Annotated in this window: 9 protein-coding genes; 6 read left to right on the forward strand and 3 right to left on the reverse strand. The window is 61.3% G+C overall.

The window, feature by feature from the left end; genetic code table 11:
• Positions 1 to 192 precede the first annotated feature (192 nt).
• On the forward strand, positions 193 to 2,568 hold the full coding sequence (locus tag NG895_RS07950) for a glycoside hydrolase family 2 TIM barrel-domain containing protein (protein ID WP_252851941.1): 2,376 nt from the start codon (positions 193 to 195) through the stop codon (positions 2,566 to 2,568).
• 49 nt (positions 2,569 to 2,617) lie between these two features.
• Here the strand turns inward: NG895_RS07950 and NG895_RS07955 are convergent, their stop codons facing one another.
• Both NG895_RS07955 and NG895_RS07960 read right to left on the reverse strand, forming a co-directional pair.
• Positions 2,618 to 4,000, reverse strand: coding sequence for a hypothetical protein (locus NG895_RS07955; RefSeq protein WP_252851942.1), 1,383 nt, complete (start codon positions 3,998 to 4,000; stop codon positions 2,618 to 2,620).
• A gap of 366 nt (positions 4,001 to 4,366) precedes the next feature.
• Positions 4,367 to 4,939 carry a helix-turn-helix domain-containing protein gene (locus tag NG895_RS07960; RefSeq protein ID WP_145249560.1) on the reverse strand — a complete coding sequence of 191 codons (573 nt, stop codon included), beginning with the start codon at positions 4,937 to 4,939 and terminating at the stop codon, positions 4,367 to 4,369.
• Between the two features lie 867 nt (positions 4,940 to 5,806).
• On the opposite strand from NG895_RS07960, the gene ppc reads away from it, so the two are divergent.
• Positions 5,807 to 8,569, forward strand: coding sequence for a phosphoenolpyruvate carboxylase (gene ppc, locus NG895_RS07965; protein ID WP_252851943.1), 2,763 nt, complete (start codon positions 5,807 to 5,809; stop codon positions 8,567 to 8,569).
• Positions 8,570 to 9,585: 1,016 nt separating this feature from the next.
• The gene (locus NG895_RS07970) at positions 9,586 to 10,302 is read left to right on the forward strand and encodes a PEP-CTERM sorting domain-containing protein (protein WP_252851944.1); all 717 of its coding nucleotides are present in this window, start codon (positions 9,586 to 9,588) and stop codon (positions 10,300 to 10,302) included.
• 115 nt (positions 10,303 to 10,417) lie between these two features.
• Here the strand turns inward: NG895_RS07970 and NG895_RS07975 are convergent, their stop codons facing one another.
• Complete coding sequence (locus NG895_RS07975) at positions 10,418 to 11,791, reverse strand: hypothetical protein (RefSeq protein WP_252851945.1); 1,374 nt, start codon at positions 11,789 to 11,791, stop codon at positions 10,418 to 10,420.
• 174 nt (positions 11,792 to 11,965) lie between these two features.
• On the opposite strand from NG895_RS07975, the gene NG895_RS07980 reads away from it, so the two are divergent.
• From NG895_RS07980 to NG895_RS07990, 3 genes are all read left to right on the forward strand, one after another.
• Positions 11,966 to 13,396, forward strand: coding sequence for a D-arabinono-1,4-lactone oxidase (locus NG895_RS07980; RefSeq protein WP_252851946.1), 1,431 nt, complete (start codon positions 11,966 to 11,968; stop codon positions 13,394 to 13,396).
• A 153-nt stretch (positions 13,397 to 13,549) separates the two neighbouring features.
• Positions 13,550 to 16,414, forward strand: coding sequence for an excinuclease ABC subunit UvrA (gene uvrA, locus NG895_RS07985; RefSeq protein ID WP_252851947.1), 2,865 nt, complete (start codon positions 13,550 to 13,552; stop codon positions 16,412 to 16,414).
• Positions 16,407 to 16,736, forward strand: a complete 330-nt coding sequence (locus NG895_RS07990; protein WP_252851948.1) for a hypothetical protein — start codon at positions 16,407 to 16,409, stop codon at positions 16,734 to 16,736. Before uvrA ends, NG895_RS07990 begins: the two co-directional genes overlap by 8 nt.
• Positions 16,737 to 16,789 lie beyond the last annotated feature (53 nt).

Consider the following 16,789-nt stretch of genomic DNA (forward strand, 5'->3'; position numbering starts at 1 on the left):
TCGAGCACGTAGGATAGCATGAGGCTAACGGGCGCTCTGGGGGCCCCCTTTACGCGGTTGTTATCCTCCGTTTTGCGAGTTGCTGCTATGCCTTGTCTTGTGACTGCTCGAATACTCTTGTCGAACGCGTCTCGTGTCACGGCCGCTGTGCTCGTCATTATATTGCTGAGCAGCGCGTGCAATGGCCCATTGTTGGCAAAGGATGCTCCGTCGCCGCGAGTTCGCCAGAACTTCGATAGCAATTGGAAGTTCCATCTGAGCGATGTCCAGGACGCTGAGCAAGCCGAATTTGATGACCGCGAGTGGCGCGTCTTGCAGTTGCCGCACGACTGGTCCGTCGAACAGCCTTTCAGCAAAGAGTTCGCCAGCGGTACCGGCTATCTTCCGGGCGGTGTCGGTTGGTATCGCAAGACATTCGACGTCCCCAGCGAGTGGCAAGGTCGCGAGGTCACCGTCCATTTCGACGGGGTTTATCGCGATAGCCAGGTTTGGATCAATGGACACCACCTGGGCACTCGCCCTTACGGCTACGCTCCGTTCAGCTACCGTTTGACCCCTCACTTGAAGCCCGGCGAAGCGAATGCCATAGCGGTACAGGTAACCCGCAACGAAGTGGCCGACTCCCGGTGGTATCCGGGCACGGGCATTTATCGTCATGTGTGGCTCACCGTCACCGACCCTACGCATGTTGACCACTGGGGCACTTTCGTCACGACACCCCGCGTCACTCAAGAGCGTGCCGATGTGCTGGTGTCGAACGAAGTGGTCAACCGCAATTCAGAAGACATCGAACTTCTAGTTGCGACCGTGTTGATCGATTCCGATGGCCAGCAACTGTCCGAGCAGTCCAGTACGGCAACCATCGCCAGCGGCGGCAGCGAGACTTTGGCCCACTGGCATCAAGTTGCGGAACCCCAGTTGTGGTCAGTCGACACCCCGACACAATACACCGCGATCACCAAGATCTTCGCGGAAGAGCAACTCATCGACGAAGTCCGCACCGCTTTCGGAATCCGTACTTACTACTTCGATCCGGAGGAAGGGTTTTTCTTGAATGGCGAGCCCTTGCTCATCAAGGGCCTCTGCATGCACCACGACGCTGGCGTCGTGGGAGCCGCCGTGCCCGACGAGGTGCTGGAGTACCGCTTGCGTCTCGCCAAATCATTGGGGGCAAACGCTGTGCGCTGCAGTCACAATCCCATGGCCGAGGAGTTATACACCTTGTGTGACCAGATCGGCCTGCTCGTGATGGACGAGGCGTTCGACGAGTGGGAGCTTGGCAAACGCAAATGGGTAAAGGGGCGCAATGTGGGGCAAGCCAAGCGGTTTGGCTACAACAAGGACTTCGAAAAGTGGGCCGAGCGCGACATCGAAGCCATGGTCCGCCGGGGCCGAAATCACCCCTCCATCATCCTGTGGAGCATTGGTAACGAAATCGACTATCCCGGCGATCCCTACGTCCACCCCGAGTCCTTCGACCCGGGCGCCCCGCCCATCGACGATGGCTCACCCCGCACGACACGGCTGGCAGTGGTCGCGCCGCGACTCATTGCGGCGGTTAAGCGGCACGACCCCACTCGGCCGGTCACCATGGCGTTGTCGAATATGCCCGCTTCCAACGACATTGGCCTGGCGAACATGCTGGACGTTGCTGGATACAATTACCAGGAACAGTTCTACCAGCAAGACCATGCCGACTTCCCGGGTAGGGTGATCTACGGCAGCGAGAACGGACGTAGCCCACGAAGTTGGCAGGCGGTCGTGGACAACGACTTCATCAGTTCGATCTACCTGTGGGTCGGCTTCGACTTCCTGGGCGAGGCCAACGAGTGGCCCAACCATGGCAGCCAGGCGGGCGTGTTCGATACGCGCGGTTTCCTGAAGCCCGAAAGCCACTGGCTGAAGGCCGCCTGGAGCGAGGAGCCCTTCGTTCACTGCTTCGTGACTGAAACGCGCCAAGAGAGACAAGGCCGGCGCCGGTGGTTGCAATTCGCTGATGAGCCTCGCAGTTGGAACGGCCAGCAAGGCGAGCCGGTGTCGCTGATGATCGTCACCAACTGCGAAGAGGTAAAGCTCCAACTCAGCGACCAGGAGCTCGAACCCGATATGAACCGCTTCGGCAGCTTCCTGAGCACCACAGTCGACTTCCAGCCAGGTGAGCTACAAGTCATCGGGCTAAACGATGGCAAGCAGGTCGCGACCGATACGCTTCACACCGTGGGCGAAGCTGCGAAGCTGCAGATCAAGCCGCTCACCGATACTCCCTTCGTGGCTGGCGAAAGCCAGGACGTGGCGCTTGTTGAAGTTCGCGTGACCGACGCGGATGGCAACGTGGTTAGTAATGCCGAAGCCGAAGTGCATGTCGAAGTCACCGGCAGCGGGCGGCTGCTCGGCGTCGACAACGGCGATCAGAACGACACCACGCCGCTCAAGTCGCCCCGCAAAACTACGCGGGATGGCCGGCTGTTGGTCATTGTTCAAAGCACTCGTGGGAGTGAACCGGTACGCGTTACCGCGGCGGCCGAGGGGCTCGAACCCGCTGAGCTCATGCTTCCCGACGAACCGTGAACGCCGAAAGACCTCGCCACTTGTGATGGCCAGGCGGCAGGTGCCGCCGCTATGGCTGCTCCGTGGACTTCAAAAAGCGAAACACGATGTCAGGCTTGCCTTCCAGTCGCTCGTCGCCGTTGGAATCCACTTCTGGGATTTCAACTCCGCCGTCGTCCTTCAAATTAGGACCAACACTGTAGATCGTTATCTCCTCTCCAGTGCCGATCATTTTGAGTGGCTCTCCCGTGAAGGGGTCCATTGGCAATTCGTCCAGGAACTCCGGAACCATTTCATCGAGTGAGGCAGGCCACTGGTCGTTCTTATGGTGGAATCGAGCGGCGGCTATGCCCGCGGCGGCGGCGCTGGCCCTGGCTTGTCCCTCTGCGAAGATAGGGACGTCGGTGGCTAGCTTGTTGGCGCACAAACTGGGAGCGAACCATGCACCCCTGCCAAGTGGGGCACTCCTCTGTGCATCCTGCCAATCGAGAGCTGGATGCAGATTGTTGAGTGCAAGTGCCCCTTGCCAGTCGGCTTCGATACCTTCGTCCAGATCGCGCATTAACTGCAGGAATTCCAACTCGTTGTCCCCGATCCAGGCTTGGTAAATGGGCGTTGGCATGTTGCCGGCTCCCCCCGTCGCTGGGTTATCGAAAGCGACCATGCCCATCACGCGGTGGCTCATCGCAGCAAGCTCCAGTCCGCGATGCATGTCGACTTCCTCCAATAACGACTGCATCGCTTCCAGCTCCGACTGCTGAGCTTCGATGTGAGGAAGTAGTTGCTCCATAAGCGTATAAGTCAACTCCAGGTACCCCATGCGAGCGAATTGCGAAACCTCGTAAGGGTCGTCGCGGAGGATGGCAGCCGTTTGCAGCATGGCTCGTAAATCTCGGGCGGCTCCGGCCGTATCGCCGTCGCGCAGCCGCATGCTCGCTCGCAGCTTGAGTAGCTTCACAACCATCCGTCCGTACGTCACGTGGGGTAACAGGACGTGCAATCCTTGCGAGTGATCAGGAATAAAGCAGCATCGTCCAGGCGTTGCGATTGCCGCATCGATGTCATCGTAGAGCGACTTGTGCTGTTGGAGGAATTTTTGGGCCGCTTCGAGTTCGTCCCACGGCTCGCCAGGAGGCGGCGGAAGTTCGTGGCTTCCGTCCAGCAGCGTGAGCCCGTACGGACGTCGACCCAGCGCGCCTGCAACGAGCTGGTCCAGCGGCTTCTTCCAGGCTGCGGTGGCGTCTGGTTCACCGCGGGGAATGGCTACGAATGCGTTGAGCTCTTTCGCGTTCGTTGGAACCCCCGCCGCTCGTAACCGCGCGAGCTCCTGCGACACCAAGTGGGCACGGTACCCAGCTTTCGCGATGAAGAAACCCACCAACACCAACAGAACGAGCACGCACAGCGAGACAAACTTACGGCGTGTCGTCCAGCTTGCCAGTCGCTTGAGCACGGAAGCCTCTTGTCTGCAACTCCGGCCAAATTGAAGGTAGCCACCTCGAGGTTCCGAGCTTCGAGGCAACGTTGGGTGCAGTCCTCGATTGTAACATGTCGCTTGTAAAAATGCGCCGTGCAAGGAAGAGTTATTGCCGAGTACAAACGCCGAAAGGCCTCGCCACTTGTGGTGGCCAGGCCTTTCGAAGCTGGGCGGGTGCCGCCGGGCGAGTACGGGATCACTCGCTGGCGGCTGGCGGACCGAATCATTCGGCCCGTATACCCTATATTCTAAGCCACCCCAATTCTCGCAGCGTGGGTGGATAGTACGCTTATCACTCAACTCTCCAACATCAACCCAAACCAGAAGCCTTACGACGCTGGCTTAGACCAGCTCTTTCTTGCTGCCGATCAGCGTCCGCAGACGTTCGGCCAACAGAGCGGCGTCGAACGGCTTCTTGAACGTCTCGTTGATGCTCGAGCGATCGAAGCTCATCGAGCTGCCATCGTCCGGTAGCAGAGCAATCAGGATCGTTTCGGCGAAGTCGGGATTGCGACGCAGGTTTTGGCAAATCTGCAACGCTTCGACCTGACCGATCGAGAAATCGACGATGATGCAGTCGGGGTGGAAGCTTTCGGATTGAATGCCGGCTTCGAAACCGCTGGCGGCGGTGGAAGTCTTGAACGACTTTTCGAGCGGCAGTTCACGCTTTAGGTTTTCGATCAACACTTGGTCCTGAGCGACGATCAGAACCTTGGCCATCGCTTCGTCTTCCAAGTCACCAAGGGGCATGCCATGCTCCTTGAGGAACTTGATGAGGTATTCACGCGGGATTCTACGGTCTTGGGATCCCGGAATGCGGTATCCCTTGAGACGTCCCGAGTCAAACCACTTGCTGACCGTGCGCGGGGCCACTTTACAGATCTTTGCGACCTGACCAGTAGTAAAGACCTTCATCGGGCTCTCCAAATTCTACATGCTGTTTTTACTGCGAAGCTCGTTGCATGCCATCTAACATGCGGCGAGCGGCGTTGGCGCCTAACGAAAACTCTCACTCCGACGCTTGATCCCTGGTGTCGGTGTGCTGGGTCGAGTTCCCGCCTCTGGGTCGGTGCCTCTGCGCTTGGGAATTCTGGTTTTGGGTTGGGTCAGGTCCTTCTGATCCGCTCCTGCGTAATGTTCGCATCGGTCGGACGGGTGCGGGGAGATTGGTAAAAGTGCTTGCAGAAGCTGCTCTACCCGGCGGTCGGGCCGCATAACCACTACAATCCAATCTTTCCGCACATCGCCAGTCCGCAGGCGAGTGCATGCACGCATCTCTAATGAACGGTTTAGCAGGCGACTGGGGCACCCATTGGCATGGCTCGGTGGGAAGTGCGCGGCGCACTGTGAGCCAAAAAACGGTCGGTGGATACCGACTTCCTCAGGCAGGGCCCCCCCTGCTGGCGTTCTGGCTCTCCCAAGACTCGCCGCGCGGTGCGGGGTTGGGCTTTTGCCGGAACAAACCATCCGAAGTATTATTTCGCCCGTTCCTGGGGCAAGACTTGAGGAACTTTCGACAGTCGCAACGCAAGAACTGGCTGAATCGGTCCCAATCGACCTGACGTTTGCTCCTTTTTGGCTGGCGTTAACGACTGCGGACCTTTTGACTCCACCCGAGAATGGCAACAAGATTACCAGGGCTGCGGGAACTCCATGCGGCCACGGGGGTCGGCGCATCGACGGCGATCCGCGATACTCTGACCTGATTATGGGCACGACCAACAGGCGAGTTGTGCCGCTGCTTACGATTTCCAACGCCTCTCTTGTTTGCCTGTGGTCCTCATGAGTGCTCCCCAACAATCCGAGCTGCGCCGCGAAGTCGACTCCCTGGGCCGACTGTTTGGCGAAGTCATTAAACATCACGCCGGCCAACAGGGCTTCGACCTGGTGGAAGAAGTCCGCAGCATGGCCCGCCGACTCAGCGAAGGCGACGCCTCGATGGCGACGCAACTTCGCGATCGAATCGCCCAGCTGTCGGGCGACGAACTTAGCATCATCATCCGCAGCTTTACCATCGTGTTGGAGCTGGCCAACCTGGCCGAGGACCGCCATCGCATCCGCGTGATCCGCGATCGCGAGCAGCAGGCCTATCCCGACGCGCGGAGCGAGTCGATCGGCGCCGCTTTCGCCACGCTGCACGACGATGGTCTTTCCACTGCCGAAATTCGCGGACTGCTCGAGCGGGTGAAGATCGAACTCGTGTTCACCGCTCACCCCACCGAAGCAAAACGCCGCAGCGTCCGTCGTATCCTGCATCGCATCCGGCAGCTCCTCAACGCCGGCGACGACGACGAACTGCTGCCCCGCGAGCGTGAGCGCAACAACTTGTTCATTCGGGGCGAGCTCCACAAGCTGTGGCAGACCGACTTTGTGCGGCCATGGAGGCCCACTGTGCTGCAGGAGGTGGAACGCGGCCTGGCGATCATGCCCGGGCTGTGGAACGAGGCCCCTGCCCTGCTGAACGACCTGGAGCGGGCGCTCCAACGTTACTATCCCAAGGTGGCCCCGCCCGAGAGTCCGCTGGTCAGCTTCGGCTCGTGGATCGGTGGCGACCGCGACGGCAATCCGTTCGTCACGCCCGCGGTCACGGCCGAAACACTCACGCTGCTTCGCCGCCATGCGGTGCTCGAGCACCGCAGCAAAGCACGCCAACTGGCACGCTCGCTCAGCATGTCCGACCGCCTGACGAAGCGGCCCGCCAAGATCGAGGCCGCCCTGGCCGACGTCAGCAACCGATGGCCCACACTGGCCAAGGAACTGGAGAAGCTTGCGCCGCTGGAGACCTATCGCCGCTGGCTGTTCGCCATGCGGTGGCGGCTGAACAAGACGCTGCAGTGCTCCATCGATCAACCAGCGGGCAAAGACAGCCCCGCGTACTGGTCCCGCAACGACCTGGCTGCCGACGTCGAACTGGTGGCCGAGTGCCTGCGCGAGACGGGCGACGAGTTGCTGGTGACCAACGAAGTGGAACCGTGGCTCGCCCAAATCAAGGTATTCGGTCTGCACACGGCGCGGCTCGACCTTCGCCAGCACTCGGCCGTTTATCGCTCGGCGATCGACGAGATGTGCCGAGTCGCTGGGTTGTGCGACGAGCCTGCCGGGCTCGACGAACCACGCCGCGTGGAGCTGCTGGTCAACAGCATGGCCAGCGAGCAGTTGCCCGGCCTCGACGCCGAGGTGTCTGACTCCACCCGCGAAACGCTCGAACTGTTCGCCCTGGTGCGGCGCACGATGCGGCTGCGGGGCGCCGGTCCGTTCGGGGCTCACGTGCTGAGCATGACCGAAAAGGCCAGCGACATCGTCTCGATGCTGTGGCTGTGGAACTGGAGCGGCCGCGTCGATGGTGGCAGCCCCCGAGATGCCGAGTTGCACCTGCCGCTGTCGCCGCTGTTCGAGACGATCGACGACCTGAACGGCGCGCCGGACACCCTCCGCCAGTTGTTCTCCATTCCAACGTACCGTCAGTACGTCACCGAGCAGGGCGACGACCACATGGTGATGGTCGGTTACTCCGACAGCACCAAGGATGGAGGCTACCTGTCGGCCCAGTGGGCGTTGCAGCAGTCGCAGAGTGCCATGCAGCAGGTGGCCGACGAGTTCGGTATCAAGCTCACGTTCTTTCATGGCCGTGGTGGTTCGCTCGGTCGTGGTGGAGGTCCCGCGGCACGCAGTATTCTGTCGCTGCCCGGTGATGCCTTCAGTGGTTCGCTGCGACTCACCGAACAGGGCGAGGTGCTGGCCGAACGCTACGGCACACCGGCCATTGCCTATCGCCACTTGGAACAGGTTTGTTGGTCGACGCTCACGGCCGCATCCCGGGTGGCGGATCCACCACCCCCGGCGTGGGTCGAGATGATGGAGCGTCTGGCGTCCTCTTCGCTGGCCGCTTATCGCAAGTTGGTCGACTCACCGCGCTTTGCCGACTTCTACCGCGAAGTAACGCCCATCGACGAGATCGAACGCCTGCCCATCGGGTCGCGGCCCTCCAAACGCAAGGGGGGTAATCGCATCGAGGACCTCAGGGCCATCCCCTGGGTGTTCAGTTGGACCCAGTGTCGGGCGATCCTGCCGGCGTGGTACGGGATTGGCTCGGCCGTGGAACCGCTATTGGACGACCCCGCGGCGATCGACCTGCTGCGTAAGATGCTCAAAGAGTGGGCCTTCTTCGAAGCCACGATCAGCAATGCCGAACTCGCGTTGGCCAAGGCCAATATGCCGGTGTTCCAACTCTACGGCGAACTCGGCAACCAGATCGAAGGGGGCCAGCAACTCGCCCAGGCGATTGTCGACGAATACGAACGCTCCCGGCGTGCCGTATGTGCGATCAACAACACCGAGAACCTGCTGGAGAGCATCCCCTGGCTGGGACGCAGCATCCAGGTCCGCAACGGCTACGTCGATGCGCTGAACGTTGCCCAGGTGGTGCTGCTGGAGCGCGTGGCGAACGACCCCGACGCGTACCAGCACGCGATGCCCGACGCCCTGGAGCACCTGGTGAACCTCGGCATCAACGGTGTCTCGGCTGGCATGCGGACCACCGGTTAGTCGGCGCGCCGAGTGCAAGCCTCTGATTTCGTGTAGCTACCGTCGCCAGCCGGTGGAGATTGCTCAAGTCTTAGCATCCCCCCCCACCAAATTTGGTCGCGGGCTATTGAAGCATTCTCTACTTCCGTCTGGTTAGGCCAACTCGTTTTGGGCCACCACTGGGGGAACAACATTCGCGGTACCAATACTCCTGGGGTTTTGGTCCCCCCCGACTGGCGAAACCCCTTGTTATCTCGAACAAACCAAACGAGGGAGGGGACAAAACTCGCCGCGTTGTTCTCCGCATGTTTAGCTAGTTGGCCCAAAACTCACTCGAGGGTGGGGGATTCAGCAGTTGCTCCCCAACTCTCGTTTGCGGAGCCAGCGGCCAACCCCAGCGCGCACCGCTAGCGCCACCCTACAGCTCTTCGCCGAGAGCTTAGAGCCTGCTGAAGTTGTGAAAGAACCAGCGTATACAGAAAGAACCGCCATTATTAGACCTGTTGGGTAGGCGATTTCAACAACGATTTTTGGACACTTCGCGCGACAGACGTCCTGAATCTCCAAAGCTCGCTGCTGCATGTGCATGTTGAATGCCCGCAACCTCAATGACAGCGTCTGGCGGTACATCGTGTTCAAGACAAACGTTACGCCAAACGACCCCCACTGGGTGGAGGAGTAGGGACGGGTGCTGACCAGTAGACCGATTGAAAGCCACGAAACGGCGAATCATCGGCTGCACCGCGAGACGCTGAATGACCGGGCAATGTTGCGCCGGCGGAACAACGCGGTTCTGAATGGGATTTCGCGTTAGGTTGTCCGCAGCCTTCACGCCAACGTTCGGCGCTTTGTCACTTTTTCGTGCTTTTTTCGCGAATTCTTCTTTTAAAGCGTTACGCAACGCCCCTTTTCTGGACTTAGTAACACGAAGGCGGATGCAGCTATCGTTTGCGCGGCGCGGGGAGCGCCGTGCTCTTTCGTGTTCCTTCTTTATTCAAGCGTGCATCCTTAAATTCTGCACCGGGAGTGATTGGCTCATGAGATGTTTGAGTGTGCTGGCGCTATGCGCCTGCGCGGTTGCGGCGACCGCGAGTTCGAAAGCCGCTTATTTGGACGTTACGTCACCGGGCGACGACGTTGCGGCTACACAGTTGATTTCGGATGGATCGCTTGATCCCTATACCAACTTCCCCGGTCCTGAAGGTCCGGCGCAGAGCATCGACGATGACACCGGCTCGAAGTACCTGAGCTTTCAAGGCGCCGGCCTGAACAACGCGGGCGAACTAGAGACAAGCCCGACTGGTTTTGTGGTGGTTCTCGATTCGCCCGCCGCCATTGGTGGCGTGCAATTCACCACCGCCAACGACTACGCCAGCCGCGACCCCGGCATGGTGCAGATCTACGGCACCAACATGGCTGGTTCGGCCGCCGAGATCGCTGATACGGCAATTGCCGATGACCTGACACTGGTTTACGACGGCACCACGGGCATTCCGGCCTATTCGGAAGTTGGTGGTTCCGCAGTAACCGAGGGCCGCTACGAAACGGCGCCAGCGCAGTACTTCCCCGAGAGCGCCGAGTACGGTGCGTACGTGGTAATCATCACCGACCTGGTGCGCTACGAAGGCAATGCACCAACGAACTTCCAGTTCTCGGAAGTTGCCCTGCTGCAGGTGCCAGAACCCAGTACCCTGGCCCTGGTAGGCCTCGGTGGCCTTGGCCTGATTGGCCTGGCTCGCCGCCGCGTCGCCTAGGTTCAACTCACCCCCTTTGCGGCAACGCAACCAACAATGCCCGCTGCCGGCCGATTCCCCTACCCGGCAGCGGGCTTGTTGCGTTAACAGTCGTCTCGTGCCAAGGGCATCGCGATCACTCGGGTGCCGGCTCGTAATCGTCGCGGTTGGCTTCCCACCATTTGCGCAACGCCTGGTTCGCCTGCTGCCTGGATTGCTCCGTCCAGGGCGCGGCTGGATCACGATCGATGAGCTCCCACGGACTCTGCTCGAGCACCATGGCAATCGCCCGCAAGGCATTTTCACCAACGCTGTGGGCCCCATCGTGGTCGATCCAACGAGTGGGGCGGGAGTCGTCTAGCAAATCAAACAGTTTGGGCAGGTTCTGCCTGCTGGGCGTGAATCCAGCATGGACCATCTCGAACTCAGTGGTGATGCTGGCGTTGCCATCGTCCGAGGAGTTTTTCACCACCATCCGCCGCTCGGCCCTGCCCCAACTGCGAAGCACGTCGGCCAGCTCAGCGTCATCGGCCGGCTGCGGTGGCAACTCGAGGGCGGCCAATAGCGCGTCGACCTTCGCCGCCCGGTGCTGAGGATCGCCCTGGTCGAGGGTGGCCTTGGCCAGCTTGGCAGTCAGCTCGGCCGAGTAAGGTCGATCGTCCTGAGTGAGCATGTGGAAGAAATATCGATGCAAGTCGCGGCGAAACGCCACGTTTAGCGGCTCGACGGAATAGGTCTCGTGCTCGGCCTCCCAGTTTTCCTCGGCCTGCTCGAAACCTTCGAATTGTTCGGTGGGATCAAACGGCGTGGCCCCTTCCAACCAAGGCTGCATCCTCCAGTAGTCGCGGCACCGACTGTCGGCAATCGTGTAGCACAGCACATCTGCATCGCTGGCGCCGGCTCGCAGCAAAAAACAGACACCGAGCGTCGTGTTATTGCGAGGCAACTGCAAGTACCGCCACAGCGAAACACCTTGCTCGACGCCTTGCTTCATCGTATCCAGGTCGTCGGTCCGAATGTCGGCGAACCACTCGGCAAAGTCTTCGTCTGGCTCAAACGCAAACTCCACCGTGGCCTGCTCCAGCACGTTGTCCAGGTCCCGCTTGGTGAGTTGCCGGGTGAATACCTGCAGACGGTCGTCGGGCTTTACCAGATACCCCAGACTGATCAGCCAGCTTCCATCGGCCAGACGGAAGTGTGGTCCCGGCACAATGTACTTATAGATCATCTCTCCAGAGTCGGGCACCGTTTCCTGGATCCGCGAATACTGCATCGGCACCGCAGTCGACTCGGTTGCCGGATCCAATTGCTGCTGCACGTAGGCCGGGCCGACGAAGTACTCGCCACCAGCCACATCGGGCATGCCCAATGCGACCAGTTCGTCCACCAGCGATACGATCTTCTCGCGCTCGGCGGCCGGTATCGCCACGCCGTGCTCCGCCTGGACACCGGATGAAAGCGACAGAAACACCGCGGCGAGCAAGCCGCAGATAGTACAATGGGATGTCATCACCTGACCCTTCTTACTGAGCGGAAACGCTGTAGTGAGCAGTCCGCATTCTATGGCGGCCAGCCGCAACGACGCAACAACTTCACTTCACATGCCGAGCCCTCTTAGCTTTGCTTGTGCCCCGTGGCGCGACTCTGCTACGATCCGGCTTTCCGACACACACGGGGGGATCGCATGCGTACGATCAGGAACTTCGGCCGGAATCTGCAGTTCACCCCGGAGTTCTGCCTCACCCCGAGGTCCGTGGAGGAGTTGCTGACGATCCTCGCCGAGCACAAGGGAAAGCACATCCGCGCTATCGGAGCGCTACACTCCTGGAGCGAAGCCCCACGCGAAGAGGAAGTGGTGCTCGACCTGCGTCACCTGAATAGCGTGAGTGTAGAGCAGCGCGGCGACGAAACGTGGGCCATCATCGCGGCGGGCTGTCGCATCAAGCACGCGGTTGCCGTGCTCGACCGCCAGGGACTGTCATTGCCGACCTTGGGGCTAATCACCGAGCAGTCCATCGCCGGCGCTGCCGCCACCGGCACGCATGGTTCGGGGCGACACAGCATTTCTCACTACGTCGACGATGTGACCATCGCCCATTACGACCCCACCAGCGGCGCTCCGACCCTAACGCTGGTCTCGGAACCCGGCGACCTGCGCTCGGCACGTTGCAGCCTGGGTTGTTTGGGCATCGTGGTCTCGATAGGTATGCGCTGCCGCGACCAGTACCGGGTGGAGGAGCACTTTCAGTTGTTCGATCAGTTGCCACCGGTCATCGCGGCCGAGAGCGAATACCCGTTGCAGCAGTTCTACCTGATGCCACACGTGTGGAAGTATTTGGTGCAGCATCGTCGCGAGAGCAAGAGTCGCCGCTCGTATCTGGCGCCGCTATACCAGGTGTACTGGTTTCTGTGCGTCGACGTGGGGCTCCACCTGAACCTGCTGCTCCTGGCCCGGGTGCTCAAGGTTCGTCGGCTGATCGAGTTCTTCTATCGCCACGTGGCACTGAACACCGTGATCCGCAACTGGCGCGTTGTCGACAAATCGCCCCGAATCCTGACCATGGAACACGAGCTGTTCCGCCACATTGAGATTGAAGTGTTCGTCCGCAGCGATCGACTGGACGAAGCCCTGGGATTCGTAGAACAATTGCTGCAGTACGCGATGGGCGACACGGAGTTGCAGGAAGAATGGCTGACCGCCGCGCACAGGCTGGGCATCGCGGACGAGCTCCAGCGGCTGCATGGTGCGTACGTGCACCATTACCCCATTTGTGTTCGTAAGGTTCTGGCCGACGATACGGCCCTGTCGATGGCCAGCAGCGAGCAGCTGCCGTACTACGCGGTGAGTTTCATCGCCTACGCCAGGCCCAGCGATCGCGCGGGCTTCAGGCTCTTCGCCAAGGTGCTCGCCGAACTCACGGCGACGATGTTCGCCGCGCGGCCCCATTGGGGCAAGTTCTGCCCAGTCGACCACGAAACGGTCCGCCAACTGTACCCGCAACTCGAAGAGTTCCAAAGCTGCTGTCGCCGCTTCGATCCGGCAGGGGTGTTTACGAACGATTGGGCGCGGCGATTGATCTTCGGCGATAAGGAAATGCAGCCGAAGGCGACCTAACCGCCCGTGATCGCTAGCACCCCTGAAAAACGGGCTCGCCCCCCCTGCCCTGGGCCGACTGGGCGATGTTTCTGGCCGGTTGTACCATCTAGCGTTTCTGGCTGGCCGTGTTTATCATAAGAGGTTTTTCCGGACGGGTTTATCGCCAGCCGTATGAAACCAAAGCAGCCGATCGTCGTGCGGGGAGCGCGAACGCATAACTTGCGGGAGGTCGATCTCGATCTTGCGCGGGGCAAGCTCACCGTGTTCTGTGGCGTCTCGGGCAGCGGCAAGACCAGCATGGCCATCGACACGCTGCATGCCGAAGGCCAGCGGCGCTACATCGAGAGCTTCTCGGCCTACACCCGGCAGTTCCTCGAACAGCTCGATAAGCCGGACGCCGATCGCATCGATGGCGTGCCCCCGACGATTGCGGTCACCCAGCAAAACGGCAGCCGCTCGAACCGTACCACCGTGGCCACCACTACCGAGGTGGCCGACTACCTGCGGCTGCTCTTCGCCCGGGCCGGAACCGTACACTGCGTAAACTGCGGCAGCGTGGTCGACGAGCACTCGGCCGAGACCATCTCCGCCGAGTTGATGACACTACCTGCAGGCGCGCGGGTGATGATATGCTTCCTGCGCGAAGACCTGGCCGGAGAGGAAGCCGACGCCACGCTGGCCGATCTGCGCGAAGCTGGCTTTCTGCGCGTAATTGTCGGCGAACGTACCGCCACGGTCGATGAGCTTTCGGCTGCCGACTTCCAGGACCAGGCTGGCAGCCTGGTGGTGGTCGATCGCATTACGGCCGGCAACACCGAATCGAGCCGCGTGCAGGAGTCGATCGAAACGGCCCTCGGCGAAGGGCATGGCGAGTGCGCCGTGCTGTACGGCGACGAGTCGGGCGCGGTGACTATCGATGGCCGCACCTGGTCGCGGCTCGATTTCCGAACCGACCTGCACTGCGCGAAGTGCGACCTGTCGGCCGCCCGGCCCGAACCACGCCTGCTGGACTTCAACAGCCCGCTGGGGGCATGCACCGAGTGCGAGGGATTTGGCAGCGTGTCGGAGATCGACATGGCGAAGGTCGTGCCGGACGATACGAAGAGTCTGAAAGACGGGGCCGTCGCACCGTGGAACACGCCGGCCTACTCGCACGAACTGCAGGAATTGCTGGCCCTGGCCGACGACTACCAACTGCGTGTCGACGTGCCTTGGAATGGGCTAACAGACGCCGAACGGAACATTGTCGAACACGGTGTCAGCGAGCGCGACTTTGGCGGGCTCGACGGCTTCTTTCGCTGGCTGGAAAAACGCAAATACAAGATGCACCTACGGGTGTTCCTCAGCCGCTGGCGTTCGTACCGCGACTGTCCGACCTGCGGTGGGGCTCGACTGCGGCCCGAGGCGTTGGCCGTGAAGCTCGGCAGCTACAGTCTGGCCGACGTTTACGCGATGGAGATTCGCGACACGCTCTCCTGGCTCCGCTCGCTTCAGTTGGACGAAGCCAAGGCCGAGATCGCGCGGCCGATGCTGGCCGATGTCGTTCCCCGACTAGGCTATCTGGCCGAAGTAGGCGTCGATTACCTGACGCTCGGCCGCCCGCTGCGCACCTTGAGCACCGGCGAAGCGCAGCGCGTCGCCATGACTACCACGCTCGGCTCGGCGCTGGTCGACATGCTATACGTGCTGGACGAACCCACCAGCGGACTGCACCGCACCGACTCGCAGCGGCTGTTGGAGTCGATTCGCAAACTTCGCGATCGTGGCAACACAGTGCTGGTGGTCGAACACGACGAAACGCTGATCACCGGCGCGGACGAAGTGGTGGAGTTCGGCCCGCTGGCCGGTACCGAGGGAGGCGACATCGTCTTTCATGGCCCGCCTGCGGAACTCACCACTACCGAAGGCACGTTGACGGGCGATTGGCTCGCCGGACGCCGGCTCTTGGGCGACGCCTCGAATCGGCGACCTGCCGAAAACGGGATGCTGAAGCTCACCGGCGCCCGGAGTAATAATCTTCGGAACATCACGGTCGAGTTCCCGCTCGGCGTGTTCGCTGCCGTGACCGGGGTGAGCGGCGCCGGCAAGAGCACGCTGGTGCAGCAGACCGTGTATCCGGCGTTGCTAGAAGGATTGCACAAGTCGAACGGCAAACTCGACGAACCGCCCGGCGTGTACGACGAACTGATCGGCAGCGGTCAACTGGAGGACGTGGTGCTGGTCGACCAGTCGCCCGTGGCGCGTTCGCCGCGCTCGAACCCGGTGACCTACGTCAAGGCGTTCGACCCCATTCGCAACGTGTTCGCCGAGCAGCCCGAGGCCACTCTTCGTGGGCTCACGGCCAGCCACTTCAGCTTTAACGTCGAAGGCGGACGGTGCGAACGCTGTGGCGGAGCGGGACAAATTGAAGTCGACATGCAGTTCCTGGCCGACGTCTACATGACCTGCGGCGACTGCCAGGGGCGGCGTTATCGGCCCGAGGTGCTCGAAGTGCTGTACCGTGGGGTGCCGATCGACGAAGTGCTCGACATGACCGTGTACGACGCGTTCCGCTTCTTCCGCGGTCACCCCAAGCTGCAGGCGAAGCTCAAGTGCCTGTTGGACGTGGGGCTACACTACGTGCGACTCGGCCAACCGGCCAACACGCTCTCGGGCGGTGAGGCCCAGCGACTGAAGCTGGCCGGCTATCTTTCGGCCAAGCGCCGTGGCCGCACGCTGTTCATCCTCGACGAACCCTCCACCGGCCTGCACTTCTCGGACGTCGTGCAGTTGGTCGACTGCTTCGATGCCCTGATCGACGTGGGGCACTCGGTGCTGGTGGTGGAGCACAACGTGCCGCTGCTGCAAGCGGCTGATTACATCATCGATATCGGTCCCGGCGCAGCGGGCGACGGTGGCCGCGTGGTAGCCACCGGCACGCCCGAACAAGTTGCCGCGTGCGAGGAATCGGCCACCGGGCGAGTGCTCAAAGTGGCCCTCGAGCGGCAGGAACTGGCCATCGCCGAAGCCCGCCGTCAGGAGAGCGAGCTTGATTGAAGGCGCGAGTGTAAAATGCACGTCGGCCGACGTGGCGCTGGCCGTGCTGGTGGTGACGCCTATCGTTGCCGACGAAAGTGCAGCCCTGCCCCCTGTAACCGGCGCGGTTCGAGGTCCCTACAGCAACGCCTCACGAACCCTGCCGGCCGAGTTCAAGCTCCGGCCAAGCGGCGACGGCACGCTGACCACCAAGGTGGTCGATCCGTGCTACTCAACGAGCGAACTAAAAATGGAGTACGAGCTGGAGCTACAGATCGTGCAGAACGACAACCGCGTGAGCAAGTACAACACGCGATTTGAGCTGGCTCAGAAAGGCACGTAACCTGGCCGCGCTGGCCATGATTTTTGTTTTGCCACGCCCGAGGCGGCCATGGT

It is taken from the genome of Aeoliella straminimaris (assembly GCF_024054565.1).
Taxonomy (GTDB): domain Bacteria; phylum Planctomycetota; class Planctomycetia; order Pirellulales; family Lacipirellulaceae; genus Aeoliella; species Aeoliella straminimaris.